At 64.5% G+C, this 26060-nt stretch carries 27 protein-coding genes; 14 read left to right on the top strand and 13 right to left on the bottom strand.

Features of this window, described 5'->3' with window-relative positions; all coding sequences use genetic code 11:
• Positions 1–94 precede the first annotated feature (94 nt).
• A complete protein-coding gene (locus tag Q376_RS0116775; protein ID WP_027351287.1) occupies positions 95–298 on the top strand; it encodes a hypothetical protein in 204 nt (67 codons plus the stop codon).
• 58 nt (positions 299–356) lie between these two features.
• On the opposite strand, the gene Q376_RS24975 is transcribed toward Q376_RS0116775, so the two are convergent.
• The gene (locus Q376_RS24975) at positions 357–506 is read right to left on the bottom strand and encodes a hypothetical protein (protein ID WP_155834395.1); all 150 of its coding nucleotides are present in this window, start codon (positions 504–506) and stop codon (positions 357–359) included.
• Between the two features lie 518 nt (positions 507–1024).
• Between Q376_RS24975 and Q376_RS0116760 the strand changes: the two genes are divergently transcribed.
• Genes Q376_RS0116760 through Q376_RS0116745 form a run of 4 tightly spaced genes read left to right on the top strand, consistent with a single transcriptional unit; the run spans position 1025 to position 2971 of the window.
• Positions 1025–1492, top strand: coding sequence for a hypothetical protein (locus tag Q376_RS0116760; protein ID WP_027351286.1), 468 nt, complete (start codon positions 1025–1027; stop codon positions 1490–1492).
• 26 nt (positions 1493–1518) lie between these two features.
• Complete coding sequence (locus tag Q376_RS0116755) at positions 1519–1887, top strand: hypothetical protein (protein ID WP_027351285.1); 369 nt, start codon at positions 1519–1521, stop codon at positions 1885–1887.
• Between the two features lie 29 nt (positions 1888–1916).
• Positions 1917–2279, top strand: a complete 363-nt coding sequence (locus tag Q376_RS0116750; protein ID WP_027351284.1) for a RidA family protein — start codon at positions 1917–1919, stop codon at positions 2277–2279.
• Between the two features lie 32 nt (positions 2280–2311).
• Positions 2312–2971, top strand: a complete 660-nt coding sequence (locus tag Q376_RS0116745; protein WP_027351283.1) for a bifunctional 4-hydroxy-2-oxoglutarate aldolase/2-dehydro-3-deoxy-phosphogluconate aldolase — start codon at positions 2312–2314, stop codon at positions 2969–2971.
• Positions 2972–3042: 71 nt separating this feature from the next.
• On the opposite strand, the gene edd is transcribed toward Q376_RS0116745, so the two are convergent.
• The 3 genes from edd to proP form a co-directional block, all read right to left on the bottom strand.
• Positions 3043–4914: a phosphogluconate dehydratase gene (edd, locus tag Q376_RS0116740; RefSeq protein ID WP_043448439.1), complete on the bottom strand. Its 1872-nt coding sequence runs from the start codon at positions 4912–4914 to the stop codon at positions 3043–3045.
• A 207-nt stretch (positions 4915–5121) separates the two neighbouring features.
• Positions 5122–6480 (bottom strand): 2-oxoadipate dioxygenase/decarboxylase HglS, encoded by a 1359-nt coding sequence (hglS, locus tag Q376_RS0116735; protein WP_027351281.1) that lies wholly within the window; start codon positions 6478–6480, stop codon positions 5122–5124.
• 33 nt (positions 6481–6513) lie between these two features.
• Complete coding sequence (gene proP, locus Q376_RS23180) at positions 6514–8079, bottom strand: glycine betaine/L-proline transporter ProP (RefSeq protein WP_081803623.1); 1566 nt, start codon at positions 8077–8079, stop codon at positions 6514–6516.
• A gap of 368 nt (positions 8080–8447) precedes the next feature.
• Here proP and Q376_RS23175 point away from each other — a divergent pair, with 368 nt between their 5' ends.
• Entirely contained in the window at positions 8448–9815 is a 1368-nt protein-coding gene (locus tag Q376_RS23175) for an MFS transporter (RefSeq protein WP_081803622.1), read from the top strand.
• A 38-nt stretch (positions 9816–9853) separates the two neighbouring features.
• On the top strand, positions 9854–10873 hold the full coding sequence (locus tag Q376_RS0116720) for a histone deacetylase family protein (RefSeq protein ID WP_027351280.1): 1020 nt from the start codon (positions 9854–9856) through the stop codon (positions 10871–10873).
• Positions 10874–11005: 132 nt separating this feature from the next.
• Here Q376_RS0116720 and Q376_RS0116715 read toward each other — a convergent pair whose 3' ends face one another.
• Positions 11006–11659 carry a hydrolase gene (locus Q376_RS0116715; RefSeq protein WP_027351279.1) on the bottom strand — a complete coding sequence of 218 codons (654 nt, stop codon included), beginning with the start codon at positions 11657–11659 and terminating at the stop codon, positions 11006–11008.
• Positions 11660–11799: 140 nt separating this feature from the next.
• Here Q376_RS0116715 and Q376_RS0116710 point away from each other — a divergent pair, with 140 nt between their 5' ends.
• Both Q376_RS0116710 and Q376_RS0116705 read left to right on the top strand, forming a co-directional pair.
• On the top strand, positions 11800–12711 hold the full coding sequence (locus Q376_RS0116710; protein WP_245598985.1) for a LysR family transcriptional regulator: 912 nt from the start codon (positions 11800–11802) through the stop codon (positions 12709–12711).
• A 168-nt stretch (positions 12712–12879) separates the two neighbouring features.
• The gene (locus tag Q376_RS0116705) at positions 12880–13860 is read left to right on the top strand and encodes a LysR family transcriptional regulator (RefSeq protein ID WP_211266705.1); all 981 of its coding nucleotides are present in this window, start codon (positions 12880–12882) and stop codon (positions 13858–13860) included.
• Positions 13861–14326: 466 nt separating this feature from the next.
• Here the strand turns inward: Q376_RS0116705 and Q376_RS0116700 are convergent, their stop codons facing one another.
• Complete coding sequence (locus tag Q376_RS0116700; protein ID WP_027351276.1) at positions 14327–15418, bottom strand: 5-(carboxyamino)imidazole ribonucleotide synthase; 1092 nt, start codon at positions 15416–15418, stop codon at positions 14327–14329.
• Positions 15419–15422: 4 nt separating this feature from the next.
• A complete protein-coding gene (gene purE, locus Q376_RS0116695; protein WP_027351275.1) occupies positions 15423–15926 on the bottom strand; it encodes a 5-(carboxyamino)imidazole ribonucleotide mutase in 504 nt (167 codons plus the stop codon).
• A gap of 174 nt (positions 15927–16100) precedes the next feature.
• Here purE and Q376_RS0116690 point away from each other — a divergent pair, with 174 nt between their 5' ends.
• The 3 genes from Q376_RS0116690 (at position 16101) to Q376_RS23170 (ending at position 18371) form a co-directional block, all read left to right on the top strand.
• On the top strand, positions 16101–16583 hold the full coding sequence (locus Q376_RS0116690; protein ID WP_043448436.1) for a GNAT family N-acetyltransferase: 483 nt from the start codon (positions 16101–16103) through the stop codon (positions 16581–16583).
• Between the two features lie 89 nt (positions 16584–16672).
• Complete coding sequence (locus Q376_RS0116685; protein WP_027351273.1) at positions 16673–17437, top strand: MipA/OmpV family protein; 765 nt, start codon at positions 16673–16675, stop codon at positions 17435–17437.
• Positions 17438–17753: 316 nt separating this feature from the next.
• Entirely contained in the window at positions 17754–18371 is a 618-nt protein-coding gene (locus Q376_RS23170; protein ID WP_162177915.1) for a protein kinase family protein, read from the top strand.
• Positions 18372–18597: 226 nt separating this feature from the next.
• On the opposite strand, the gene Q376_RS0116675 is transcribed toward Q376_RS23170, so the two are convergent.
• From Q376_RS0116675 to Q376_RS23165, 6 genes are all read right to left on the bottom strand, one after another.
• Entirely contained in the window at positions 18598–19839 is a 1242-nt protein-coding gene (locus Q376_RS0116675) for a c-type cytochrome (protein ID WP_027351272.1), read from the bottom strand.
• Complete coding sequence (locus Q376_RS0116670) at positions 19836–21602, bottom strand: GMC family oxidoreductase (protein WP_027351271.1); 1767 nt, start codon at positions 21600–21602, stop codon at positions 19836–19838. Before Q376_RS0116670 ends, Q376_RS0116675 begins: the two co-directional genes overlap by 4 nt.
• Positions 21603–21607: 5 nt before the next feature.
• Positions 21608–22366, bottom strand: a complete 759-nt coding sequence (locus tag Q376_RS0116665) for a gluconate 2-dehydrogenase subunit 3 family protein (RefSeq protein ID WP_027351270.1) — start codon at positions 22364–22366, stop codon at positions 21608–21610.
• Between the two features lie 294 nt (positions 22367–22660).
• Complete coding sequence (locus Q376_RS0116660) at positions 22661–23251, bottom strand: YceI family protein (RefSeq protein ID WP_027351269.1); 591 nt, start codon at positions 23249–23251, stop codon at positions 22661–22663.
• Between the two features lie 80 nt (positions 23252–23331).
• Entirely contained in the window at positions 23332–23871 is a 540-nt protein-coding gene (locus tag Q376_RS0116655) for a cytochrome b (protein ID WP_027351268.1), read from the bottom strand.
• Between the two features lie 137 nt (positions 23872–24008).
• On the bottom strand, positions 24009–24440 hold the full coding sequence (locus tag Q376_RS23165; RefSeq protein ID WP_052365463.1) for a phosphate-starvation-inducible PsiE family protein: 432 nt from the start codon (positions 24438–24440) through the stop codon (positions 24009–24011).
• A gap of 144 nt (positions 24441–24584) precedes the next feature.
• Between Q376_RS23165 and Q376_RS0116645 the strand changes: the two genes are divergently transcribed.
• The gene (locus tag Q376_RS0116645; RefSeq protein ID WP_043448433.1) at positions 24585–25253 is read left to right on the top strand and encodes a fumarylacetoacetate hydrolase family protein; all 669 of its coding nucleotides are present in this window, start codon (positions 24585–24587) and stop codon (positions 25251–25253) included.
• 45 nt (positions 25254–25298) lie between these two features.
• Positions 25299–25847 carry a glutathione peroxidase gene (locus Q376_RS0116640; RefSeq protein ID WP_027351266.1) on the top strand — a complete coding sequence of 183 codons (549 nt, stop codon included), beginning with the start codon at positions 25299–25301 and terminating at the stop codon, positions 25845–25847.
• The last annotated feature ends 213 nt before the right edge of the window (positions 25848–26060 follow it).

Below are 26060 nucleotides of genomic sequence, written 5' to 3'. Positions count from 1 at the left end.
CGCTGTCATCGTTTGGAAACATTAGCGCAACATTCCGGCGCCAGACTCTCGTCGATGTGCACTCGACAGGATCCTGGATCGGGAGACCAAGGTGATGATTACCAGCGATATGATCTGGCGGGCCGAACGTGAGCTCGCCGAAGGGGCGGTGGAAGGTCCGGAGCTTGCCTGGCTGGGTGAGCGGCTGGTGGCGCTCGAGCGCCGGGCCTCTGCGGTGGGAATGGACGAAGAGCGCCGGCTGGCCGGCGTCAGCGATGAGCTGGCGACCAGGGCGGTCGATGCCTATCGCGCCAACTGAATATGGCGCTGCCGCCCCGCTCGCCGGGGTGGCTCGTGAGTCGTCTTCGAGTCTTGGGTCAGTTTGAGCTCGGAGTGTGTTTCTTGGCCGCCGCCGCAGGCGTGCCGGTCGCTCGCCCGCCGCGCCCGGCGAATACGGTCCAGACACCGAAGCCCACCAACAGTGGCGCGATGATCCAGATCAGCGCCCATACGCTTATACCGACCATTTTTCATTTCCTCCTGGCGATTCTGAACTTAATTCAAGATTACGCCGCCGTGGTTGGAGGTGCCGTCATTCAATGGTCGTAGGCCCGCATTGCATGACGACCACCACGGCGTCCCAATGGGACGCCGTGGTGGTCGTTTTTGATCCGCCTTTGGGGAAGGCCTAGAGGGTCAGGGCGAGTGCCAGTGCGAGCACTCCGAGGATCGTCAGGCTCAACGTATCCCAGGGTTCATCGGTGTGTCTGCCGTCGTTGCGTGCTGCGAACATGTGCGATGACTCCTTCGTATTGTGATTGTGGACTGCGAGGGGTAAGCGCATCGGATCAACGCCTGTCGATCATAGCGCTCATTGCGTTCGGACATCGAGCGCCCGAGGTAGTTCCAAGTCGGGATGTGGCCCCCAATGGGGCGCCTGCCGGCGTGTGGCGAAAACGATGGAAGGAACCTGACGGCGCTTGTGGTAGCGTGATCCCAAGTACTTGGATGAAGTCCCTCACGTAGTAGATGGAGAGTTCCCGGCATGTCGCGCATCGTTGCCGCCTACATCACGGCCCATGGGCTCTTCCACCGCACCAACGAGACCACCAAGGTTCAGATCGCGGCCGACTGGTTGCACATCGTGTTCGAAAACACCCGTAGCGCCGATTTCCGCCTCAATGCGCTCTCGATCGAGTATGGGCAAGGACGCTTGAGCTTCTCGCCGAGTGCCTGCGATACCATCGATGAAGTGTTCGCATCGCTCAGGATTGCCCAGGAGAGCCGGATTCACCTCGCGCGCAGTCTCGATGCGACCTGCATTCGCCTGATGAACCAGTTCATCGAAGCGGGCTTCGCGCATTACAATCGATCTCTGCACGCGCGCCGGACCCAGCCCGGCAAGCCGATCACGTTCTGGCACGAGGATCTCGACCTGATGGAGACCTTCGACCCAGTGAATGCGTTGCTCACGCTCTGGAGCAGCAGGCGGACGACGGACCATCAAGCCTGAGCGGCGCCGAGACGAGGAGAGTTTGCATGCGATTGCCACCGGTCAAGGCGCTCATCCTGTACAGTGAGCGTGATGCCTTCTCGCCGCAGCTGATCGATGCCGGGGCCGATGTGACCCTGCCGGCCGGTACCGATGGCGCTGGCCGGGTCAGCGACATTCGTGCGGTCAACGACGGACGCTACGAACTGCGCGAGCTGCGTCCCAGCGATCGGCTGCGTGGCTGGGCACGGCGCCGGGCGCGCTTCATCCATGGCCCGTACGGGCTTGCCCAGGTGTGGCTCGCGCAGGAGTTGATCGCCTCGGCGGACTCCGCCGACCACGAGGCGACCCGGCTCGACGCTGAGGAGAGCCTTTATCTCGATGCTCTGGCGCGCTGGAAGGCGCGCCAGGGCTGAGTGTGATCTTCGTCAATCAAGGAAATCCGATGAACATTAAGCGTCACGACACCGGCGCGCGGATGAGCCGCGCAGTGATCCACAACGGTGCCGCCTATCTCTGCGGCCAGGTGGCGAGCCCCGCGGCCCGCGGCGGCGATGTTACCGAGCAGACCAAGAGCACGCTGGCGCAAATCGATGCGTTGCTCGAAGAGATCGGCTCGAGCCGCGAACGGCTTCTCACCGCCACCCTCTATCTCAAGCGCGCCGAGGATTTCGCCGCGATGAACGCAGTGTGGGACGCCTGGGTTCCCGAGGGCCATGCGCCCGCCCGCACCTGTGTGCTCGGGCCGATGCCGGCCGAGGAGCTGTTGGTCGAGATCACCGTCACCGCCGCCGTCGATCAAGGCTGAGCCTGGTCGCGATCCGTTTCGAGGAGTCCTACATGAGTGAGCACAACACCCTGCCACCGGCGATGACCGAGGCGCTGGATGAAATCTGCGCCCAGGCCAAGGTGATTCCGGTGATCGTCATCGAACGCCTCGAGGATGCGGTACCGCTCGGTCGAGCGCTGGTGGAGGGCGGTCTGCCGATACTGGAAGTGACCTTGCGCAGCGACTGCGCGCTGGAAGCCATCGCCGCGATGCGCGAAGCGCTGCCGGAAGCGAGCGTCGGTGCGGGCACGGTGATCACCGTCGAACAGTACAAGCAGGTCGAGGCGCTGGGGGTCGATTTCGTCGTCACCCCGGGGGCCACCCCGGCCCTGCTCGACTATGCGGTGACCAGCGGTTCACCGGTGCTGCCAGGGATCGCGACCATCTCCGAACTGATGCTCGGCATGGAGTACGGGCTGCGCCGGTTCAAGTTCTTCCCGGCGGAATCGAGCGGCGGCGCGGCGGCGATCAAGTCGTTCGGTGGCCCGATCCCGCAGGTGCGTTTCTGCCCCACCGGCGGCATTGGTCTCGCCAACGCAGGCGACTACCTGAAGCTGCCCAACGTGATGTGCGTCGGCGGCTCCTGGGTCACTCCGAAGGCGCTGGTCGATGCCAAGGACTGGGCGGGAATCACCAAGCTGGCTCGCGAAGCGGTCGAACGCTTCGCCTGATCAGAGCGGTCGAGCGTAACGCGAACACCCGGGCTTCGGCCCGGGTGTTCGCGTTACGAGAAGTCAGCGTCTCAAAGCGACGGCTCGGCGACTCGTGGGGCCTCCTTGGCGCCGATCTCGGCCGCCTCGAAGCCACCGAAGGTGCTCGCGCCTTCTTCCGCGCCGCCGACCAGCTGGCGGAAGCCGGAGAACATTTCGCGACCGAGCCCATGGTGATAGGCGCTGAGATCGACGGTGGCGCACTCCCGTGAGGCCCATTCCTGTTCATCGATGAGCACTTCGAGGTGCCCGTCGATCGAATCCAGTCTCACTATGTCGCCATCGCGCAGCTTCGCCAGCGGGCCGCCGTCGATCGCCTCCGGGGTCATGTGGATCGCCGCCGGCACCTTGCCCGAGGCGCCGGACATCCGCCCATCGGTGATCAGCGCGACGCGAAAGCCGCGATCGAGCAGCGAGCCGAGGTAGGGGGTCAGTTTGTGCAGCTCCGGCATGCCGTTGGCACGCGGCCCTTGGAAGCGCACCACCGCGATGAAGTCGTGTTCGAGCTCGCCGGCGGTGAAGGCACGCTTGAGCGATTCCTGGTCGGCGAACACCCGCACCGGCGCCTCGATCACCCTGAACTCCTGCTTCACCGCCGATACCTTGATCACTCCCCGGCCGAGCTTGCCATCCATTACCACCAGTCCGCCGCTTTTCGAGAACGGCTTGGCGGCGCTGGACAGCACCTCGGGATCGAGGCTTTCGCTGGGGCCGTCGCGCCACACCAGGCGGCCATCGTCGAGGAACGGCTCGAGGGTGTAGCTCTCGGCGAATGTCGTGCCCATCACCGTCTGGATGTCGCCATGCAGGAGCCCCGCACCGAGCAGCTCCCGGATCAGCACGCTCATTCCACCGGCGGCGTGGAAGTGGTTCACATCGGCCTGGCCGTTGGGGTAGACATGCATCATGCTCGGCACCACTTTGGAGAGCTCGGCGAAGTCGTCCCAGCTCAGGGTGATACCGGCGGCGGCGGCCATCGCCACCAGATGCAGGGTGTGGTTGGTCGAACCGCCCGAGGCGAGCAGGCCGACCATCGCATTGACGATCGCGCGTTCGTCGATCTGTCGCCAGAACGGCAGATAGTTGCCGGCCGGCTCGGAGTTCTTCACCGCCCGCTCGGTGGCGAACGCGGTCAGCGCATCGCGCAGCGGGGTATCCGGGTTGACGAAGGAAGATCCCGGCAGGTGCAGCCCCATGATCTCCATCATCAGCTGATTGGAGTTGGCGGTGCCGTAGAAGGTGCAGGTGCCGGGGGAGTGGTAGGAGGCGGATTCCGCCTCGAGCAGCTCGGCGCGGCCGAGCTTGCCCTCGGCGAATTTCTGGCGTACCCGTGCTTTCTCCTTGTTCGGCAGTCCGCTGGGCATGGGGCCTGCGGGAACGAACACGGTGGGCAGGTGGCCGAAGCGCGCCGCGGCGATGAACAGCCCCGGGACGATCTTGTCGCATACGCCCAGGTAGAGGGCGGCATCGAACATGTTGTGCGAAAGCCCGATCGCCGCCGCGCGGGCGATGTTGTCACGCGAGAACAGTGACAGCTCCATCCCTGGCTGGCCTTGGGTCACCCCGTCGCACATCGCCGGTACGCCACCGGCGAACTGCGCGGTCGAGCCCAATGCGCGCGCCGCCTCGCGGATCAGCTCCGGGAAGCGCTCGAACGGCTGGTGTGCCGAAAGCATGTCGTTGTATGAGGAGATGATGCCGAGATTGGCGGCATTCATCAGCTTCAACTGCTGCTTGTCCGACGCGCCGCAGGCAGCGAAGCCGTGGGCGAGGTTGCCGCAGTCGAGTGCGCCGCGATGGACGCCCTGCCGATGCTGGGCTTGCATCCGCTGCTCATAGAGCGCGCGGCGCGCCTTCGAGCGCTGCTGGATGCGCTGAGTGACGCTAGTCAGGGTAGCGTGCATGGGGGCAACCTCGTTTGTCACGGTCGGAAGATTATGTTGGTAAATTTACCAAAATTCTCCGCTGATTGACGCCTGCTGCGGCTAAGGTTGGGTAAAAAAACGCTGAGTGCGGCCATCCACCGCAGGCCATGGTTCGAATATGGAGGTTAATCGGTCTGGTTGCCACCCGCGGCCTGCGCGGCTGGTGGAGAAGCGTTGCGACCCACGTCAGCCAGCGGCGCGCGCGAGGGCGGCGATCGAACGAGCCTCGGCTTCGCCGTAGAGGGCGAACTCATCGAGCACCGGGGCGCCCAGCGCTTGCTCGAACGCCTCGCGATTGGCGTTGGCTGCGTAATGGGCGCGACTGTCGCCGTCGAGATTCGATTGGAAGATCCCCGCCGCGCTGACCGGCAGGAAATCCTCGTAGATCAGCGGCGTCGCCTCGACCGCGCCGCGCGCGATCAGCGCATCCAACGTCTCGGCGGGGGAGATCGGTGTTTTGGGGTCGGTGCGCCGATAGCGGAAGTAGGCCAACCCCTCGCGGCGCATCGTCTCCAGCTCATCGGGGAAGGCCTCGAAGGCTCGTGCCAGCGCGCCTTCATAGTCGCCGCCGGTAGCGGTGCGTGCCTGCTCGAGCAACTGGTCGTAAAGTGCGCGTCCCTTGGGCGTCAGCGCCGCACCGCGGGCCTCGATCTCGCCGAAGCGCGCGGTGTGCGAGCCGGACGCCCCGCCGGCCTGGGCGCGTAGCGAAGGGGCCTGGAACATGATCGGCTCCTCCAGCGCCTTGAAGCTGGTCTGGCGCAGCAGCAGCGGGCAGCGCCGCCTGGGCGGGCCCTCGATCGTTGCCTTCGGCGTGATCCCCCGCGCTGGCATCCCTCGTTGCACCGCATCGATATCCAGCGTGCGCGGAGTCAGGTGGTTGATGTGCGGGCCCTTGAAGCAGACCACATCGGCGACCAGCCGATGGGCCTCGTGCAGTGCTCGGTAGGTCGCTCGATCCACCGTCGCCGAGCGATGCCAGCGGAAGCTCTCAAGCGACTCGAGCACGAATCGATCCGCTTCCTCATCGCTCAGCCCACCGGCCCGCTCTGCCTTGTCGATCAGCCTACGCGCGCCGGGGGTGAAAATGTCCCGGTGTTCGAGGATGTCCGCCGCCCGCTCGCGCAGCTCAGGGTCGTCGATCAGCTCGAGGCGCAAAAGCGATGTGAAGACCCGGAACGGATTGCGCGACAGCGCGTCGCTGCCGACCGGGCGGAATGCGGTCGAATGCACCGGCACCCCGGCCACCGAAAGGTCGTAGTAGCCTACCGCGCTCATCCCCATCACCGCGAACAGCCGCCGGAGCATGAACAGCTCGTCCGGCTTGCCGACCCGGATCGCCCCGTGGCGTTCTAGCCCCAGCCGCTCGAGTTCGCCGTTCGAAGCCAACCGCTCGGCCAGCGCCGGATCCGCCGTCAGCACCGCCTGGTTGACCTCCGCCACCAGGTCCAGCAGTTCGCCATACTGCGGCACTTCCTGCTGGTACATCGCCGACATCGCTTGCGAGAAGCGCGTACGGATTTCATCGGGGGAAACGAACGAAGGCATGGGCGGCTCGGCATCGACGAGTAAAGCCCCACTCTAGCCCCGCCCTGAGTGGCCGCTCAATCCCCATTGGTCGCGCTTGGAGAGCTCGGGATGTTGATGGATCAGGCTGTCTCGACGGGCTTCGATACGCTTGAGCTCGCTCTCGATCTCTTCGAGCTGCTCTTCGATGCTGGCATGGTGCTCGGCGAGCAGCTCCTTCGCTTCGGCGGGGTCGGAGGCCGAGGGGGAGGAGCCCTTCAGCGGCTTGCTCGCGGTTTCCGGGGTGACGAGGATGGTGGCGGCGCCGATCACTGCGGCGAGCATCAAATAGAAAGCCGGCATCATCAGGTTACCGCTGACGTCGACCAGCCAGGCGGTGAACAGCGGGGTGGTGCCGCCGAACAGCGAGACCGAGACATTGAAGGCGATCGCCAGTGCACCATAGCGGATCGCGGTGGGAAACAGCGCCGGCAGCGCCGCTGGCATCGCGCCGGTGAAGCAGTTGAGCAGCAGGCCGAGGATCATCAGGCCGGCGAAGATCAGCAGGGTGCTGCCGGTCTGGATCAGCATGAAGCTCGGGATCGAGAGCACCAGGAAGCCGATGCAGCCGGCGAGGATCACCGGTTTGCGTCCGACCCGGTCGCTGAGCAGTCCGACCAGCGGTTGCACCACCATCATCACCAGCATCACCAAAAGCACCAGCAGCAGGCCGTGGTCGGCGTCGTAGCCCAGGTTGGCCGACAGGTAGCTGGGCATGTAGGAGAGCAGCATGTAGTCGGTGACGTTGAACACCAGCACCAGCCCGACGCAGACCAGCAGCGCCTTCCAGTTGCTGGTGATCATGTTGACGAACTCGTTCTTCGGCGTCGGCTCGCTGGTCTGTGCCTCGGCCTGCTGCTGGAACGCAGGCGTCTCTTCGAGCCTGAGCCGCAGGTAGAGGCCGATCAGCCCCAAGGGGCCGGCGATGAAGAACGGCACGCGCCAGCCCCAGGAGAGCAGCGTCTCGTCGTCGAGATAGCTGGTCAGGGCAGTGACGATCGCGGCGCCGAGCACGTAGCCGCCGAGGGTGCCGAATTCGAGCCAGCTGCCCATGAAGCCGCGCCGGCGGTCGGGGGAGTACTCGGCGATGAAGGTCGCCGCACCCCCGTATTCACCGCCGGTGGAGAAGCCCTGAACCAGCCGGGCGAGCAGCAGCAGGATCGGCGCCCAGATGCCGATCGATGCATAGCTTGGGATCAGTCCGATGCAGAAGGTACTGATCGCCATCATGATCATCGTCGCGGCGAGCACCTTCTGGCGTCCGATCCGGTCGCCGAGCGGGCCGAAGAACATGCCGCCGAGCGGGCGAACCAGGAAGGCGACGGCGAAGGTCGCCAGTGTCGCCAGCAGCTGTACGCTGCCGCTGCTGTCGGGATAGAAGACTCGACCGAGGGTGACCGCGATGTAGCTGTAGACGCCGAAGTCGAACCACTCCATCGCGTTGCCGAGCGCGGCGGCGGCGACCGCGCGCTTGAGCGTGGCGCGGTCGACCACGGTGATGTCTTCCAGACGCAGCCGCTTCTTGCGTTTGCGCTGGTGGATGGCGGGCTGGCCGCCTGTCGAGAGGTCGCTTGTGCTCATTGCGTTGACTCCTTGGCAGCCCGAGCTGGGCGACTGTTTACTTTCTCAAAACTTAATATTGTAGCGAGAATGCGGGATTTTTTCGCCTAATCAGCGCAAATGGCGCGAATTATGCCTGGACGAGGAACGGGTGCGGTTAAGTTTCGATACGGCTCGAGGCGCATAGTGGTGCGGCCCGCTGCCGTTTCGAGCGGCGTGAGCGCGTGCGACCCTCGGTCGTGCCTGGGTTACGGGGGTGGCGATCTTGAACAGGCTTCGGTATTCGTTTGATGAATACGGATCATTAGAGATGAAAATTTTATTTATATTTGGCGCATGGGTAAAAAGGGCATGAACAACTAAAACCCTAACGCTCGTGGAGCTCTCGCATGCCCCTGCCCCAGGCCCCCGGTGCCACCGGCCATCAGCCGGTACGCGCCTCCGCCGCTGCCTTCGTCGGTACGATGATCGAGTGGTATGACTTCTACATCTACGCCACCGCTTCGGCGCTGGTCTTTGGTGCGCTGTTCTTCCCGACGATGGACGGTTTCTACGGCACGCTCGCCGCTTTCGGCACTTTCGCGGTCGGATTCTTCGCCCGGCCGCTGGGCGGGCTGCTGTTCGGCCACTTGGGGGATCGCATCGGGCGCAAGAAGTCGCTGGTGATCACGCTTCTGATGATGGGGATAGTCACAGTCGCGATTGGCTTGCTGCCGACCTACGCGATGATCGGCATCTGGGCGCCGGTGCTGCTGGTGGCTTTGCGGTTGGTCCAGGGGATCGCGGTGGGGGGTGAATGGGGCGGAGCGGTGCTGATGGCTGGTGAGCATTCGCGGGAGCGCAGCCGTCGCACCTTCTTCGCCTCGTTCGCCCAGCTCGGCAGCCCCGCCGGGCTGATTCTCTCGATGCTGATGTTCAAGCTGGTCACTGGTCTCGACGAGGAGGCACTGATGAGCTGGGGATGGCGGGTGCCGTTCCTGTTCAGTGCGCTGCTGCTCGTGATCGGCCTGGTGATCCGGGTCAGCATCAACGAGTCGCCGGATTTCCTCGCCGAGCAGCAAAAGCGCCGAGAGACACCCCAGACAATATCGGCTCCTGCGCCGATCACTGAGCTCTTGCGCCACGCCTGGCGCCCGCTCGTGCTCGCGGTCGGTGCCAACGTGCTGGGCATCGCTGGGTTCTATTTCACCAATACCTTCATGATCGCCTACACCACCCAGTACGTCGGCTTCGAGCGCGGATTGATCCTCGACTGCCTGCTCGTGGTGTCGGTGATCCAGTTCCTGATTACCCCGGCTGCCGCCTGGATCGCCGGGCGGGTAGGAAACCACCGCTTCCTGGTGCTCACCGCCGCGGTGTCGATCCTTACTCCCTATGCGATGTTCAGCCTGGTCGATGTCGGCAGCTTGCTCAGCATCACCGCGGGGATCAGCCTGGCGGTGATCTTCCTCGGCGCCTATTACGCGGTGATCGCTGGCTTCGTCGCCGATATCTTCCCCACCGCCTATCGCTACACTGGCATCTCCGCAGCCTACCAGCTCAGCGGTGCGCTGTTCGGTGGCTTGACCCCGATCGTCGGTACCGTGCTGGCGCAGCGTTTCACTGGTGAATGGTGGCCATTGGCGCTGCTGTTCAGCGCGATTTCGCTGATCTCGTTGGTCGCCGTGCTGGCGCTGGGGGCGTCGCACGGCGAGCCTGCCACGGCCCGTTGTCGGCATGACGTGGGCAAACGTGATCGGCTTGCCCGCCAGAGTTAGACCGTCTCTCGATCCAACCACAACCATTAGGAGTGACGATGAAAGCGTTCTTCCATCCCGACCAGGCGCTGCATCATCCACGCAGCTACTTCTCGCGCGGCATGATGCGCACGCCGCAGGAGATACCGCAGCGCGTCGAGCATCTGGTCGCCGCAGCCCGCGGGCTCGGCTTCGAGCTGCGGGCGCCCGCTGATGCGGGTGCCGCACCGATCGGTGCGGTGCACGGCTTCGACTACCTGCGCTTTCTCGAGAGCGCCTACCGGCGCTGGAAGGAGATGCCGGAGGATTGGGGCGACGAGGTGATTTCGAACATCTTCGTCCGCTCGCCCAACCCGCTGCGCGGGATACTCGGCGAGGCGGCGCGCTACATCGCCGATGGCAGCGCGCCGATCGGCGAGCACACTTGGCGCTCCGCCTACTGGTCGGCGCAGAGTGCGATCGCCGGTGCCGATGCGCTGATCGAGGGCGATCGCCGGGTCTATTCGATCTGCCGCCCGCCCGGCCACCACGCGAGGGTCGACGGCGCCGGTGGCTTCTGCTTTCTCAATAACGCCGCGATCGCCGCCCAGCGTCTGCGTGCCAGCGGCCTTGAGAGGGTCGCGGTGCTCGATACCGACATGCACCACGGGCAGGGCGTGCAGGAGATCTTCTATGCGCGTAGGGATGTGCTCTACGTCTCTATCCACGGCGACCCGGAAAACTTCTATCCCGCGGTCACCGGCTTCGAGGAGGAGCGTGGGGAGGGCTTGGGGGAGGGCTACAATCTCAACCTGCCGATGCCCCACGGCTCGGATGAGGCGCTGTTCTTCTCCAAGCTCGACCAATCGCTCAGCGCACTTTCGCTCTACCAGCCAGAGGCGCTGGTGCTGGCGCTGGGCTTCGATATCTTCGAACTCGATCCGCAGGCCAAGGTGACGGTCTCCTCGGACGGCTTCGAACGGCTGGGCCGGACGATCGGCGAGCTCGACGTTCCGATCCTGGTGGTGCAGGAAGGAGGGTATTACCTCGAAGGCCTGGAGGAGAATGCGCGCCGCTTCTTCACCGGCCTCGGTAGCTGAGGCCCGCTTCGGCTGGGGCTGTTGGGATAGTGCTGGATACGATTTGCGCAACGAGAGAGGGGATGGCAAGGCTCGAAGCGAACGGCCGGTTCGCCTGCGCGCCGCCCGAAAGCCTCTTCATCCCCGCTCGGCTCATCCTGCGGTGGTCGGTACCGGCGTATTGAGCAGCTGCTGTTCCCACAGGTACGCAACGCCGCTACCGGCGGCATGCTGCATGAGCACCTCGGTCAGTCCTTCCGCCGTCTCGGTCCGGGCCCAGTCGCGCTGCCATTCGCCCGCCAGCGCCAGCCACGTCATCATGTTCGCGCCGGCCGCGATCATGCGCTGGATGGCGACCTCGTGGGCCTCGATCGAAACGCCGCCCGATGCGTCGGTAATCACGGTCACGTCCCAGCCTTCGCCGAGGGCCTGGATCGCCGGCATCGCGACGCATATCTCGGTCCAAAGCCCTGCGATGACCAGCTGCTTGCGGCCCGTTGCCTTCACCGCCTCCACCACCTTCTGATCCTCCCAGGTATTGATGAGCGTCCGATCGATCACTTCCTGGTCGGGGAACACATCGGTGATTTGCGAGAAGATGAGTCCGCCGCGCTCGGCGATCACGCTGGTCAGGATGGTCGGGACGCCGAAGGCCTTGGCGGCCTTCGCCAGGGCCGTCGCATTGTTGACCACCATCTGCGGTTCGTGGCTGTTCAGATTAGCGAGTTGGTAAGGCTGGTGGTCGATCAGGACGAGTACCGAGTCCTCGGGACGAAGAAGCGAAGCAAGGCCGTTGCGAAAGGTCATTATCTGCATCCTCTGCTGCTGTCGTGAGCGGGTTGGTTTTCCGGGAGGCATGCGCCAGCGGCTATATCTCCCGGAAGCAGCAGTGTGCTGTTCCCATTTTCGCCTCGGTAGTGCCATCCTGTGGCGATCTGTGTCGCTAAATGGGGAACGCCGAACTGGACATCGAAGAGCTGCGGACATTCGTAGAGGTCGCTGATGCCGGGGGCATTTCACCTGCTGCGCTGCGGCTCGGCGTGTCCAAGTCGATCGTCAGTCGCAGGCTTGCCAGGCTCGAAACGGCGCTTGGCGCCCAGCTGCTCGCACGATCCACCCGCGGGGCTGCGCTCACCGAAGCCGGGGCCACGTTCCGCGACTATGCGGCCAGAGTCTGCGCCGAGATCGATGTGGCCAGGGAGACGATCCTGCCCGCCGGTGAGCTTCGCGGCCGCTTGCGAGTCGCCGCGCCGCTCTCTTTCGGCCCGACTCACTTCGCTCCCGTGCTCGCGGAAATGGCGCGGCGCCACCCCGAGCTTCAGATTCAGACCTGCTACAGCGATCGCTTCGTCGATCTCATCGCGGAGGGGTTCGATTGTGCGATACGGGTCGGCTATCTCCAGGACTCCAACTTGATCGCAAGACGCATCGGCCCGATCCATGGGAAGCTCGTCGCCAGTCCGGACTACATCGAGGCGCATGGGGCACCTGAGACGCCGGAGCAGCTCGTTGCCCATCAGGCCCTCATGCAAGGCACCGAAGCCTGGCAGCTCATGGATGGCGACAAGGTCATCACGGTTCGTCCGCAGGGGCGCTTCAAGGCGGACAATGGCACTGCGCTGGTCGCCGCCGCAGTGGCGGGGCTCGGGATCGCTTACCTGCCCGATTGCCTCACCTATGAACATCTCGCCTCCGGGGCGCTGGTGCCGATCATGCCCCCGCATTCCCCCCCCCCGGCGGGGGTGTACATCGTCCGCCCGCCGGGTCAGCTTCCCGCACGCAAGATACGGGTCCTCGCCGAACTCCTGATCGAGTATTTCGACCAGTCCGTGCACTTCGGTGGCGGTGCTCCTCTTTGATTGGTGCAGCGGCCGTCAACTGTCGCGTAGCCCGAGCCCATCGACGCAGATGAATCGGTTTCGAACGACGCCTTCGTTATCCCTCTCGCTCTCCACTGCGCGCCCCGACTCGCCTATGCTCTGCGTTCGACCAGACCCAATCGATGAGGGACAGGCATGGACGAGGCGGTGATCGGGACGAGACCTGCTGGGGAGGAGGCGAGAAGAAGGCTGGGGGTGCTCGGTGAACGGCTCGACTGGAACCTGCTGCGCACTTTCCTGTGTATCGCCCGCGAACGCAGCGTCAGCCGTGCGGCGGCGCGGCTGCATCTCAGCCAGCCGGCGGTGAGCCAGGCGCTCAAGCGCCTGGAGCAGCGTCTCGGTGGACGCTTGATCCACCGGTCCGGCAATGAGTTCCGGCTCACCGCGCTGGGGGAGGAGGTCGAGGCGATCGCCCGGGAGGTCCATGCCCAGGTGGTGCGCCTGGAGCTCGCTGCCGACCCTCGGCGCGACGACATCGCCGGGCCCATGCGGCTGTTGGTGATGAGCAGGATCCAGAGCGGCGCCTACGACAGCTTCCTGGCCGATTTCCACCGCCGCTATCCGCTGATCGAGCTGCACGTCGAGGTGATGCCGAGCAGCGAGATACTCGACGTCCTCGGCCAAGGGGCACCGGCGCTGGGCATCAGCCTTTGTCGCAACCCGCGCCAGCGCCTCGAGCGACGGCTGTTCCTCAACCAGCGCTACATTCTGGTCTGCGGGCGTCATCATCCGCTCCATGGCCGCCGTGGCGTCGGGCCTGGCGATCTGCTCGACGAGAATTTCGTCTCCTTCACCAGCGACCAGATCGGCGACAGCCTCTCGCCGCTGACCATCTTTCGCGACCAGCGCGGTTTCACCGGCAGGATCGTTGCCAGCTCGTCGAACATCGAGGAGATCCGTCGCCTGGTGATCGCCGGCTTCGGGATCAGCTGCCTTCCCGAGCACTTGGTGCGCGAGGATATCGCCGCGGGTGTGCTGTGGCCGCTGATGCCGGACGAGGCGGTCGCCGAGATCGAGGTATTCCTGCTCAGGCACGGCAGCCGCCGTCTGGCGCTGACCGAGCGAGCCTTCCTCGAGGCGTTCGAGCGCTTCCTCGAGCGGGTGCCGATGTCGGCGCGGCTCGGGTAGGGAAGAAAGTAGATGAGAAGAAAGGCGCGGCAGCTGTCGCCGCGCCTTCAGATTAATGACAAACCCCTTTTGACCCAGCGACACTCTCGATCCTGGCGAGTCGAGAACCGTTTGGGTCCTAACGCACCTCTTGCTCGCTTAGATGCGAGGGGCGGTCCCCTCGCGCTCCCCCTGAAAGGGGACGCGCCGCCACGAGATCGCGAAACCCCGGCCGATCAATCGCTTGCCTTCGGGTCGGCGCGCATGGATGTCTGACCGCCATGGATGGCGGGAATGCGGAAAATGCAGGAGCAGTTTTTCCGCCCTGTCCGGGCGCGCCTTTTGCGACATCCATGTCGCAAACCCCGGTGCAAACGATTGCCGTCCAGCGCGCTCTCGGAGGCGGCTGGAAACCATCGTGGCATCTTCAAATACTTTGTCAGCAGTCTGAAGGCGCGGCGGCTGTCGCCGCGCCTTCGTATGGCGCTCAGCCGAGCTGGTTGACCAGTAGCGCCTCGGCGGCGGCGACGCGACGCTCGAGCTCTTCATCGCTGGCGGCGAGCAGGGTGAGGTGTCCGATCTTGCGTCCCGGCCGGGGCGCTTTGCCATAGTCGTGCAGCCGCGCGCCGGGCAGGGCGAGCAGCGCCTCGGCAGAGGGCATCGCGCCGATCAGGTTGAGCATCGCGCAGGGTACCAGGCGTTCGGTATCGCCGAGCGGGAGGCCGGCGATCGCACGCAGGTGGTTCTCGAACTGGCTGGTGACCGCGCCTTCGATGCTCCAGTGCCCGGAGTTGTGCACCCGGGGAGCGATCTCGTTGGCGAGCAGGCCGTCGGCGGTGACGAAGAACTCGAACGCCATCACTCCGACGTAGTCGAGCGCCTCCATCACTTGGGTGGCGTAGCGTTCGGCCTCGGCTTGGCGCGGGTGTCCCGGACGGGGGGTGGAGCGGTGGAGGATGCCCTGGCGGTGTTGGTTCTCGGCCAAAGGCCAGGCGCGCGTCTCGCCGTTACGGCCGCGCACCGCGATCACCGACACCTCATGGTCGAAGTCGATGAAGCCTTCGAGAATCAGCGGTACGCCGCCGAGCTCCTGGAAGGCCCCGACCACATCGGCAGCCTCGCGCAGTACCTTCTGGCCCTTACCGTCATAGCCCAGGGTGCGGGTCTTGAGCACCGCCGGCAGTCCGATATCCGCCACTGCGGCATCGAGCCCGGCTTGGTCGTCGACGCGTGCGATCGGCGGCAGCGGGATGCCGAGCGAGGCGAACAGCGATTTCTCCACCCAGCGGTCGCGAGAGGTCGCCAGCGCCTTGGCCGGTGGATAGGCGGGGCGTTCGGCGCCGATCCGGGCCAGTGCCTCGGGGTCGACGTTCTCGAACTCGAAGGTCACCACATCGGCGGCAGCGGTCAGCGCGTCGAGCGCCTCGGTATCGTTCCAGTCGGCGCACAGGTGGTGGCCGAAAGGCGCGGCGCAGGCCGGCTCGCTGGGGTCGAGGAAGGTGAAGGTGAGGTCGAGTGGGGCTCCTGCCTGAGCGAGCATGCGGCCGAGCTGGCCCGCTCCGACGATACCGATACGCATAGTGTCAGCCCTCGCCTTCGCTTGGACGCGGGTCCTGGTCGTCGAGCACTCGCTGGGTCTGCTCGCGACGGAAATGCTCGAGCGCCTCGCGGATCTCGGGGTACTTGTTGCCGAGCATCGCCGCGGCCAGGAGTGCCGCATTGACCGCGCCGGCGCGGCCGATCGAAAGCGTGCCGGTGGGGATCCCCGCAGGCATCTGCACGATCGAGAGCAGCGAGTCGACGCCGGAGAGGGTGCTCGACTTGACCGGTACGCCGAGCACCGGCAGGCAGGTCTTGGCCGCGCACATGCCGGGCAGGTGCGCCGCGCCGCCGGCACCGGCGATGATCACCTCGAGACCGCGGGCGACCGCTTGCTCGGCATATTCGAACAACAGATCCGGGGTACGATGGGCGGAGACCACCCTGGCTTCATGCTCGATCCCCAGCGCCTCCAGGGTCTCGACGGTATGGCGCATGGTCTCCCAATCGGATTTGGACCCCATGATCACGCCCACTCGTACGCTCATGCTCGCTCCGCTTGCTGTATCTGTCTCGAGGGTGTTCGTCACCCAGGCGGGATCGCAACGACGACGACGCGCGCCTGCGCGGGCGCTTCCATCGTGCGGTTCAGGAAAGCCGCGCAGTATATCATCGTGCGCGGAGCGACTCGAAGACCTTCCGCAGTGGAGCGTGCCCGACTGATGCGGATACGGCCCTTCGTCGACGCCGACTTCGATGCCTGCGTAGCGCTCTGGCTCGAGGCGTCGCTCAGCACTCACGGTTTTCTCGGCAGACAGACGCTGATCGACGACCAAGTACTGGTGCGCGAGCTCTATCTGCCCAACGCCGAGACCTTCATCGCCGTTTCGGAAGCGGGAGACGACGCTGCGCCGGCCGGTTTCATCTCGCTGATCGGCGATTTCATCGGCGGTCTATTCGTCGCACCGTGCCACCAGCGCCGCGGCGTCGGCAGTGCGCTGCTCGAGCACGTGATCATGCTTGGCCGTGCCCGAGCGCTCGAGGTCTACGCTGACAACCGGGCGGCGCGAGCGTTCTATCGGCGCCACGGTTTCGTCGAGGCCGCAACGAGGCCGTGCGATGACCTGGGTAGACCGTTCGAGGTGCTGATCCTCGAGCTGCTGGATACCAAGCGAAAACAATATCGCGGAAAATCGCTACGCTAAAACACGCAGCGGACCGAGGATCATGGCTATCATGCGCCGGTCGATCCAATAGGCGGCGTCTTGCCGCGAAAAGAACACAGAGGGATGCCATGCGATACCTGACCCATACCCGCAGCGTGTTGGTCATCGCCGCGCTCGCCGCGCCTGGTGCGAGTTTCGCCCAGGAGCTTTCCGGCAGCGTCGGTGCCGGGGCGATCTATCTACCCAAGTATCTCGGCGCCGACGAGAACGAGACCCGCTTCTACCCGGCGATCGACTTGAGCTATGGCGATGATTTCTACCTCAGTACCACCCAGGGGCTGGGCTGGAATGCATGGCGCGGGCGCAACTGGACGCTGTCGCCTTTCATCGGCTACACCTTCGGCCGCGATAACGACGACAAGCTCAGCGGCATGGACGAAGTCGATGGCAGTTTCACCGCCGGGCTTCGCTATGCGCTGCAGTACGACCCGAACTGGTCGTTCTACGCCTCGGCCCAGGCACCGTTCACCGGCGATGTCGACGGTTTCGAGCTTTCCACCGGCGCGGTATGGAGCAACCGTCTGGCCGAGCGCTGGGTCGTTTCGCTTTCGCCCTCGGTGACCTATAGCAGCGAGAACTGGACCGATTCGCTGTTCAGCGTCTCCGGCCGCGAATCGGCGCGCAGCGGCGTGCGCGCCTACGATGCCGACAATGGCTACCTGCGCTTCGGGATCAACGGCAGCCTGTCGTACTTCATCAGCCGCGAGCTCTCGGTCACCGCCTTCGCCGGCGTCACCCGCTTGACCGGCGAGGCCAAGGACAGCTCGATCGTCGATGACATCGGCGACGCGACCCAGGCCTACGGCGGCGGATTCGTCAGCTACCACTTCTGATTCCCTTCCCCTTCCCGCCGCGAGCCTCTCCACCCGGTTCGACGGCGGTTTACTCCCCACCCGCCCCTCGATCTCGCGCATCCCTCCATGGTTGCCTTTGTGGAAACATAGTGATGCCGGCCCGAGATTTAAGCCTGATTTAATATTCGGTTTATTAAATAAACCTTAAGCCATGTCGTGACAGGTGCCCGCCCTCGGGGCGCTTGCCCGCTGGCGGTCTGGGCAAGGGGGGCATATGGGAGATGTGGCGGCGAGGTCGAGGCTTAGTCAGGCACCTTCAACGACGCGGCGGGGCGCGGCGGACGAAGAGCCCGCTGTGGTTGAATTGCAGGCTGCGCACGGTTTCCTCAAGGCCGAGGTGCGGCGCGAGAGCTATCGCGGCGATACTGTGGTGGTCAAGGACTATGGTGTTTACGCTGGCACTTGGCTAGCTCCCGCAGCGCGCTATTTGATGCGCCGCGAGGCGCGAATGCTCCAGCGGCTGCGCCACTGGCAGCATGCGCCGGATTTCGCCGGCTACCGCGGGCGCTACGCCTTCGCGATGGCCAGCATCGATGGCCAATCCATCAATCAGGCAAGGGCGTCGGGCCATCTGCTCGGTTTCAGCGCGGTGCTCCAGGTCCTCGATGGGCTGCATCGCCAAGGCATCGTGCACAACGACATCCGCGGCTCCAACCTGCTGATCGACGGTGACGGGCGGCTGATCCTGATAGATTACGCCAGCGCTGTGCGGATCCCCTGCAGGCGCCTCCTCGCGCCGCTGTTCCGCCGGCTACGCTGCCTCGAGATCGCCAGCGCGCTGAAGTTCCAGAAGAAGCTCAACGGTAGGCCATTGACCGCGACCCAGCGCCGGCTGCTGGTTAAGTCATGCTGGTTCGATGCCTTCCAGAGGGGTTGGAAGGCTGTGGTGTTGCCGCTGCTGCGACGAAGCTGAGCCGCAGGCTGAAAACGCTCCTGTCTCCAGGAAACTGGACGACTCAGGAAGCTAGGTGCCCAGGGCCTGGGTCCGGTAATGAGCCGGGCTCAGGCCTTTCAGCTTGAGCTTGGATCGCTCGTCGTATCTCGCATACAGAAAACCCCAGGGGTTGGACTTGCGTCCAACCCCTGGGGTGCGTTCAGCGCTGCGGCGAATTTTGCATTTTCGCCAATGCCGCTGCGGCTCAGTGCTGCTCGAGCGTCTCGCGCATTTCGGCGACATCGGAGGGTGATACCGGCGCCGCGGCATTGCCCCAGGTGTTACGCACGAAGGTCAGCACATTGCTGATCTCCTCGTCGCTGAGGTTCCACGCGAACGCCGGCATCGATGGCGCGGTGGGCGCCGCGTCTGTAGCGCCGGCACGCGAGCCGGCGAGCACCACTCGCATCAGCGAGGCGGCACTGTCGCCATTGACCAGCGCGGTGTCGGCAAGCCGTGGGAACAGTCCTTCGACGCCCGCGCCGTTGGGGGTGTGGCAGCCAGCGCAACGATCGGCGTAGATTTCCCCCCCCGAGACCATCCTCGGATCTTCGGCGGCCAGCGGCGTCGGTGCCTGGGCATCGGCGTTGCGGCCATCCTTGAGGTAGGTCGCCACCGCGCGCAGGTCATCCTCGTTCCAGTATTGCGAGGAGTGCTCCACTTCCTCGGCCATCGGGCCGGAGGCGATGTCGAAGCGGTTCTTACCGGTGCTCAGGTAATCGACCAGATCCTGCTCGCTCCAAGCGCCGATGCCTTTGTGCGGGTCGGCGGTGATGTCCGGCGCATACCAGTCGTCGACCACGCTGCCCTCGAGGAACTGGCTGGACTTGTCGCCACCGATCAGGTTCTTCGGCGTATGACAGGTACCGCAGTGGCCGAGGCCCTCCACCAGATAGGCGCCGCGGTTCCACTCGGCCGATTTCTCCGGGTTGGGCTCGAACTCGCCCTTGTCGAAGTTGAGCAGGTTCCAGCCCCACAGCGTGAAGCGCTGGTTGAACGGGAACGGCAGCTGGTTGGCCACCACCAGGTGGTCGACCGGGTCGAGGGTCTGCAGGTAGGTCCAGATCGCGCGGTTATCCTCCTCGCTGACCTTGGTATAGGCGGTATAGGGCATCGCGCCGTAGAGGTGGTAGCCGCCGGGGCCACGGCCTTCGGACATCACGCGCTGGAAGTCGTCGAAGGTCCACTTGCCGAGCCCGGTTTCGTCGTCCGGCGTGATGTTAGGCGCTACGAGCTTGCCGAACGGCGTATTGATCGCCACCCCTCCGGCGAACGGCTTGCCGCCGGGCGCCGTATGGCAGGCGGCGCAGTCGCCGAGGGTGGAGAGATAGCGGCCCTTCTCGACCTGGTCGTATTCAGTGGCGCCCTGGGCATGCGCGAGCACCGCACCGAGCGAGGCGTAGAGCGCAAGGCCCACGGCCGAGAGGGTGAGTAGGGTCCTTTTCACGCGATCATCTCCCCCGGGTGCTTCAGATAGAGACGGCGGATCGCGTCGGCAGCCTTGTACGCCAGCGCACCGACGGTGCCTGTGGGGTTGTAGCCGGGGTTCTGTGGAAAGGCCGAGGCACCGACCACGAACAGGTTGGGTACGTCCCACACTTGGAGATACTTGTTCACCGAGCTCACGCTCGGATCCGAGCCCATGACGAATCCGCCGACCACGTGGGAGGACTGGTAGGGGCCTGAGTTCCAGTGGCCTTTCATCGGCTTCTCGACCATCTGGCGAGGATTCATCCGCCGGGCGATCTCAGCGACCCGATCGGTGCAGTACTGCGCCATGCGCAGATCGTTCTCCGGGAAGTCGAAGGTCATCCGCAGCAGCGGACGGCCGAGCCGGTCGCTGTAGTTCGGGTCGAGAGAAAGGTAGTTGCCACGCTGCGAGTAGCTGCTCGCTTCGCAGCCGATGCTCATGGTGCTCAGGTAGTTGTCGACCGTGGCCCGCTTCCACTCCTTGCCCCAGGTCGGAGTGCCCGGCGGTACCGGACGGTTGGCGATCGGCGCGGCGCCTATCGGCGTCACGCGGATGCTGCCGCCGCCGAAGAAGCCCAGGCCGGTGTGGTCGAAATTGTCATTGTTGAATTCGTCGATCCCCATGCCCACGGCACCAGCGCCGATGAAGGGATTGAAGTTCTTGTCGTCGAAGAACAGCTGCACCGAGTTGGCGGTCTGGTAGGCATAGTTGCGCCCGGTGGTGCCGCGCTGGGTGATCGGGTCATAGGGCTCGCCCACGCCTGAGAGCAGCATCAGCCGCGCGTTCTCGAGGGTGAAGGCGGCGACGATCACGAGCTCCGCGGGCTGCTCCCACTCGCGTCCGGAAGCGTCGATGTAGACGATCCCGGTGGCACGAGTGCCGGAAGGGTCGAGGGTGACCCGGAGCACTTCGCAGTTGGTCTTGGCGGTGAAGTTGGGCTTTCTGATCAGCGCTGGCAGTACGGTGGTGATGGCGCTCGCTTTCGAATAGTTGGCGCAGCCGTAGTTGGTGCAGAAGCCGCAGAAGGTACAGGGCCCCATGGTCACGCCGAGCGGGTTGGTATAGCCCTCGGAAACCAGCGCGGAGGGCACCGGGAAGGGGTGATAGCCCATCTCGCGGGCGGCCTCGGCGAACAGCGTCGGTCCATAGGGCTGCTTCAGCGGTGGGGTGGGGTATTCGATCGACCGCGCACCTTCGAAGGGGTTGCCGCCTTCTTGCAGCGTGCCATTGAGGTTGCCTGCCTTGCCGGAGATCCCGGCGACGCGCTCGAAGGAGGCGTAGTGCGGCTCCATTTCCTCCCAGTCGGTGCCCCAGTCCTGCAAGGTGAGGTTGGCCGCCTCTACCGCTTGGCGACCGTAGCGCTCGGTCAAGTGGCTGTGCAGGCGAAAATCCTCGGGCTGGAAGCGGAAGGTGATCCCGGCCCAGTGGTTGCCCGCGCCGCCGGTACCGTTGCCTGGGTGGAACGACCCCCAGCTGCGCATCGGCAGCGCGGTCTGCGATACGTCGTTGCGCATCGTGCAGGTGTTCTGCGCGGTGCGCAGCATCAGTTCCTGGCGGGCGTTGTAGCGCAGTTCGTCGGGAACGGAGGCGATGTTGAAGTCCTTGGCGGTGTCGCGCCACGGGCCTCGCTCGAAACCGATCACATCGAGGCCTTCATCGACCAGTTCATTGGCGATGATCGCACCGGCCCAGCCGAGCCCGACCACTACCGCATCGGTAGCGGGAAGTTTAGTAGGCATGCCTGTTATCCCTGTGTCCGCCAGCCGCTGCGTCCCGCGATGCTCAGCGGTTCGAAGTCGAGTTTCTGGTTATGTTTTTCGATGTAGTCGCGGTAGTCGTAACGGGCACCCGGGAAGCCGATCATCCTCCACGACACCATGTCGCGATTGCCGCCGTAGACCGGGTCGGCGAAGAAACCTTCCATGGTGTTCTGGTGGACCAGGCTGAAGAATTCCTTCGCCTCGATTCCTTCGAGCGGAACTTCACCGCGCTCCAGGCCGCTGAGGACCTCGTCCTGCGATTCGCCCGGAAGTTCGGCGAAGCGAGCCTGATGCTGTCTGCGGCAGTAGTCGTCGAGGGCGGCGAGGCCGACACGGTAGCGTTGGCGAGGGATGAGCGCGGACTGGTCGCCCTGCTCAGGGGTGCCGTTGACGAACGGGCCTTGCATGTAGAGGCGTTCGGAGGTGCCGAAGAAGCCGGCCAGCTGGCGATCGATGAATATCGCGCAGCCCGCTTCGCGGCCGCTGATGCTGAGCTCGTCCGCGGGGATCAGGCGCTCGGTGATCGCCTCGACGGTGGCGGCTTCCTCGGCGGTGAAGAACTGCCAGTCCTGAGAAGGGTCGACCGCATCCGCGGCATTATGGTCGAACGGTCGCCACTGTGGTGTGCCGTCGATGGTCACCGCTGAGGCTCGGCCGCTGGCCGTCAACACCACCGCCGCAGCCCCGGACGTAAGCACCTGACGACGCGTCACGCCTCGCACGGGCGTGCTTTTCTCGCTCATTCGAACTCCCCTTGCTTTTCACGGTTTTGACAACGTTCCCAGTCGACGGCGTCACCAAGCGCTTGTGTCTACCGGGGCGCATGAATGCGCGCTTCCACTCTGCTGTCGCTTATGCAACGGTGGATTGATCTATTTTAAGATAGATTTAAATTACAGTATCGCAACGACGACGCAAGGGCAATTAGATAGGCGGCTAATAATGAATGCCCGCCGAGGGAGGCGGGCATGAAAAAGCGACACCGAGGGCGGTGTCGCTATGCGTAGTTCAGCTGTGCAAGAAGCCGGGTTGGAGGCTTACTGGCGCAGGCCTTCGAAGGTGATGTAGAGATCGACGTAGTGCATCGGCTCCGGGAACGAAGACATGTCGATGCCGTAGTCCGCGAGTTCGAGCCGGGTCTGCGCCTCGAAGCCCTGGCGGTAGCCGCCCCAAGGATCATCGCCGCCGCCGATGCGCTCGACCTCGAGCTCGACCTGCTTGGTCACGCCGTGGAGGGTCAGGTCGCCTGTGAGGGTGCCTTCGTCGGGGTCGTCGGCATCCGGGGTGAAGCCGGTCGAGACGAAGGTGGCGGTGGGATAGGTTCCAGCGTCGAGGAAGTCGGCGCTCATCAGGTGCTTGTCACGCTCCGCATGGTTGCTGTAGAGGCTGCCGGTCTGCACGGTGAGCTCGGCCTTGGAAGCGTCGAGGTTGTCGGGGTCGTAGCTGAAGGTGCCGCTGAAGTCGCGGAACTCACCGAGGATGTACGAGTAGCCGAGGTGGCTGATCTTGAACTGGACGAAGGCGTGCTGGCCCTCGGTATCGATCTTGTAGTCGGCGGCCATGGCAGAGGCCCCCCAGCCGCTGAGCAGCAGGGCGGTAGCGGCGGTGGCGAAGGTCCGTTTCAACATATTGGGCTCCTTGATTGAGCGATTTGGACGGTGAACGAGCGGTTGGGTGAAGCAAGTTGGGTGAAGCAAAAGAGCTTGGCTCAGCTTCCGCGACCGAGCATACGGGTCAAGGTGGCACGATGGTCGAGGAAATGATGCTTGAGTGCGAACAGCGCATGGCCCGCGGCAAGGATCACCAGGGTCCAGGCGGCGTACCAGTGCAGCGTGCCCATCAGCGTCGCTTGGCGCGAGAAGCGCCAGGACGCGGGTATCTCGAACCAGCCGAATACGCTGATCGGCGAACCCTCGGCGGTCGAGATCAGATAGCCTGAACATAGTACGGTGAGCAGCAGAAGGTAGATCAGGCCGTGCCCGAGCCGGGCGGCGAGGGCTTCGTGGCTGTGCTCCAGCGGTCGTGGCGTCGGGGTGACGAGCCGCCAGACGACCCGCAGGAGCGTCAGGGCCAGCAGGGTGATGCCGACGGATTTATGCCACCAGGGCGCGGCGTTGTACCAAGGGTGGTAATAGGTCAGCGTGCTGATCCACCAGCCGCTGGCGAACAGGCCGACGACGGCGACGGCGCTGAACCAGTGCAGGGCGATGCTGATCGAACCCCAGCGTTCGGAAGTATTGCTCAGCATGTCGTGGCACTCGAAGTCGGCTAAAGGAGCATGAGTGCCACTGGGGCACCCTTGCTTTCAAGATAGCCTCGCCACTCGAGTGTGGAAAAGCGAAAAAATCCACGCCATGCATTCGATACGGTCGAACGATGCGTCGCTCAATCCCGCTTGGGACCGTCGGTCTCCTCGCTGTCGTTGCCGTGCGACATCGCTCCAGGGTAGCGCCTTTGGCTATAGGCGATCACCAGTGCCGAGATCGCAAGCAGCAGGATCGCGCCGCCCCCGGCGATGATGTCGGTGGCGTGCAGCTCCTGGCTTTCCGCCATCAGGTGCCGCGCCAGGCCGATGACCGCGATGAAGATCGGCAGCAGCACCGAGAGCCGCCCCTGGCGCCAGTAGATCTGCGCCATCGCGATCAGCTCCAGGTACATGAACAGCAGCAGCAGATCGATCACCGTGATCTCTTTCATCGTCCATAGATCGAGCGCCTTTTGGACGATCGCGACCACTACGGCGAAGATGATCAGGATCAGGACCGAGCGTTCGATCAAGCGGAAGGGATCGAGCAGGCGCCCGCGGGGTGTCGACATGGAAGCTCTCCGGGTATTGGGTCCCCTTGGGTAGGGGGCTCGCGACGAGTAGACATTAGACTTTGGTCTGAAGGAAGGGGCGCGAGTTGAAGTGCGGCGCCTTGACGCAGCTAGACTGGGCGCTTTATCCAAGGAGAAAGCTTCATGGCCTTCATTTTGCGTTTCGAGGATGGTCGCACCCTCGATCGCCCGCTAGGCAAGATCGTCTGCGTGGGGCGCAATTACGCCGCCCACGCCCATGAGCTCGACAATCCGGTGCCCGAGGCGCCGTTGATCTTCATCAAGCCGGCCACTAGCGCGATACCGATCGACCCGCAGCTGGCGCTGCGCTTCGACCTCGGCGAGATCCACTATGAGGCCGAGCTTGCGGTATTGATCACCGCGCCGCTCTCGCGGGTGGACGACGAGCACGAGGTCGCAAGCGCGATCGGCGGCATCGGCTTGGCGCTAGACCTGACGCTGCGCGATGTGCAGTCGGAGCTCAAGGCCAAGGGCTATCCCTGGGAGCTGGCCAAGGCGTTCGACGGAGCCTGTCCGCTGGGCCCGTTCATCGCCGTCGATGGCACAGCGATCGACTGGCGCGATCTGCGCTTCGGCCTGGATATCGATGACGAGCCGCGCCAGCGTGGGCACAGCGCCGAGATGCTGTTCCCGGTACTCGGGCTGATCGCGCATATGAGCCAGCGTTTCACCCTCGAACCGGGCGATGTGGTATTGACCGGCACACCCAAGGGGGTCGGCAAGCTCTCCGTCGGCCAGCGCTTGCGCCTTACCCTGGGTGAGGAACAGCATCTGGAGACCCGGATCGTCTGAGGCCGTCTCGGCGTTTCGATTTCACTCATTTATAGGAGCACCACTATGCCAGTCTCCCTCGACACCATTCCCCTCGAGCGTATCGATGGGGCCGCTGCGACCCTTGGCGACTATGCGGGCAAGGTGCTGCTGATCGTCAACGTGGCCTCCAAATGCGGGCTGACCCCGCAGTACGAGGGGCTCGAGGCGCTGTATGCGCGCTACCGTGAGCAGGGATTCGAAGTGCTCGGGTTTCCTGCCAACGATTTCAAGGGCCAGGAGCCCGGTAGCAACGAAGAGATCCAGGCTTTCTGCAGGGGCAACTTCGGCGTCGATTTCCCGATGTTCTCCAAGATCACCGTGCTCGGCGAGGACAAGCATCCGCTTTACGCCGCGCTGATCGAGGCGCATCCGGACAAGGTCTGGGCCGAGGGCAGCGGTTTTCGCGACAAGTTGAGCAAGGCAGGGCTGCTCGGCGACGATGCCGAAGAGGTGAGCTGGAACTTCGAGAAGTTCCTCGTCGATCGTGAAGGGCAGGTGGTGGGGCGCTTCGCTCCCGACGTCGCCCCGGAAGCGCCGGTACTGATCGAAGCGATCGAGGCCGCGCTGGACTGAGCGAGCCGCTCGGTAACGAGGCATGGAAACGAAAAGACCGGGGGAGCCTTTTGGCTCCCCCGGTCTCTCAGGCCGCTGACAAAGTATTTGAAGATGCCACGATGGTTTCCAGCCGCCTCCGAGAGCGCGCTGGACGGCAATCGTTTGCACCGGGGTTTGCGACATGGATGTCGCAAAAGGCGCGCCCGGACAGGGCGGAAAAACTGCTCCTGC

It is taken from the genome of Halotalea alkalilenta DSM 17697 (assembly GCF_000621205.1).
GTDB classification, from domain to species: domain Bacteria; phylum Pseudomonadota; class Gammaproteobacteria; order Pseudomonadales; family Halomonadaceae; genus Halotalea; species Halotalea alkalilenta.
This window is presented reverse-complemented; position numbering and strand designations above follow the sequence as displayed.

Excerpts from the sequence above, each read along its gene's own strand:
- Q376_RS0116665 (WP_027351270.1), bottom strand. The coding sequence starts at position 22,366 with ATGAGCGAGAAAAGCACGCCCGTGCGAGGCGTGACGCGTCGTCAGGTG.
- purE (WP_027351275.1), bottom strand. The coding sequence starts at position 15,926 with ATGAGCGTACGAGTGGGCGTGATCATGGGGTCCAAATCCGATTGGGAG.
- edd (WP_043448439.1), bottom strand. The coding sequence starts at position 4,914 with ATGCACGCTACCCTGACTAGCGTCACTCAGCGCATCCAGCAGCGCTCG.
- proP (WP_081803623.1), bottom strand. The coding sequence starts at position 8,079 with ATGAGCACAAGCGACCTCTCGACAGGCGGCCAGCCCGCCATCCACCAG.
- Q376_RS24975 (WP_155834395.1), bottom strand. The coding sequence starts at position 506 with ATGGTCGGTATAAGCGTATGGGCGCTGATCTGGATCATCGCGCCACTG.
- Q376_RS0116760 (WP_027351286.1), top strand. The coding sequence starts at position 1,025 with ATGTCGCGCATCGTTGCCGCCTACATCACGGCCCATGGGCTCTTCCAC.
- Q376_RS0116745 (WP_027351283.1), top strand. The coding sequence starts at position 2,312 with ATGAGTGAGCACAACACCCTGCCACCGGCGATGACCGAGGCGCTGGAT.
- Q376_RS0116750 (WP_027351284.1), top strand. The coding sequence starts at position 1,917 with ATGAACATTAAGCGTCACGACACCGGCGCGCGGATGAGCCGCGCAGTG.
- Q376_RS0116690 (WP_043448436.1), top strand. The coding sequence starts at position 16,101 with ATGCGGATACGGCCCTTCGTCGACGCCGACTTCGATGCCTGCGTAGCG.
- Q376_RS0116720 (WP_027351280.1), top strand. The coding sequence starts at position 9,854 with ATGAAAGCGTTCTTCCATCCCGACCAGGCGCTGCATCATCCACGCAGC.
- Q376_RS0116755 (WP_027351285.1), top strand. The coding sequence starts at position 1,519 with ATGCGATTGCCACCGGTCAAGGCGCTCATCCTGTACAGTGAGCGTGAT.
- Q376_RS0116670 (WP_027351271.1), bottom strand. The coding sequence starts at position 21,602 with ATGCCTACTAAACTTCCCGCTACCGATGCGGTAGTGGTCGGGCTCGGC.
- Q376_RS0116640 (WP_027351266.1), top strand. The coding sequence starts at position 25,299 with ATGCCAGTCTCCCTCGACACCATTCCCCTCGAGCGTATCGATGGGGCC.
- Q376_RS0116715 (WP_027351279.1), bottom strand. The coding sequence starts at position 11,659 with ATGACCTTTCGCAACGGCCTTGCTTCGCTTCTTCGTCCCGAGGACTCG.
- Q376_RS0116700 (WP_027351276.1), bottom strand. The coding sequence starts at position 15,418 with ATGCGTATCGGTATCGTCGGAGCGGGCCAGCTCGGCCGCATGCTCGCT.
- Q376_RS0116775 (WP_027351287.1), top strand. The coding sequence starts at position 95 with ATGATTACCAGCGATATGATCTGGCGGGCCGAACGTGAGCTCGCCGAA.
- hglS (WP_027351281.1), bottom strand. The coding sequence starts at position 6,480 with ATGCCTTCGTTCGTTTCCCCCGATGAAATCCGTACGCGCTTCTCGCAA.
- Q376_RS0116660 (WP_027351269.1), bottom strand. The coding sequence starts at position 23,251 with ATGTTGAAACGGACCTTCGCCACCGCCGCTACCGCCCTGCTGCTCAGC.
- Q376_RS0116710 (WP_245598985.1), top strand. The coding sequence starts at position 11,800 with ATGGGGAACGCCGAACTGGACATCGAAGAGCTGCGGACATTCGTAGAG.
- Q376_RS0116685 (WP_027351273.1), top strand. The coding sequence starts at position 16,673 with ATGCGATACCTGACCCATACCCGCAGCGTGTTGGTCATCGCCGCGCTC.
- Q376_RS0116655 (WP_027351268.1), bottom strand. The coding sequence starts at position 23,871 with ATGCTGAGCAATACTTCCGAACGCTGGGGTTCGATCAGCATCGCCCTG.
- Q376_RS0116645 (WP_043448433.1), top strand. The coding sequence starts at position 24,585 with ATGGCCTTCATTTTGCGTTTCGAGGATGGTCGCACCCTCGATCGCCCG.
- Q376_RS23165 (WP_052365463.1), bottom strand. The coding sequence starts at position 24,440 with ATGTCGACACCCCGCGGGCGCCTGCTCGATCCCTTCCGCTTGATCGAA.
- Q376_RS23175 (WP_081803622.1), top strand. The coding sequence starts at position 8,448 with ATGCCCCTGCCCCAGGCCCCCGGTGCCACCGGCCATCAGCCGGTACGC.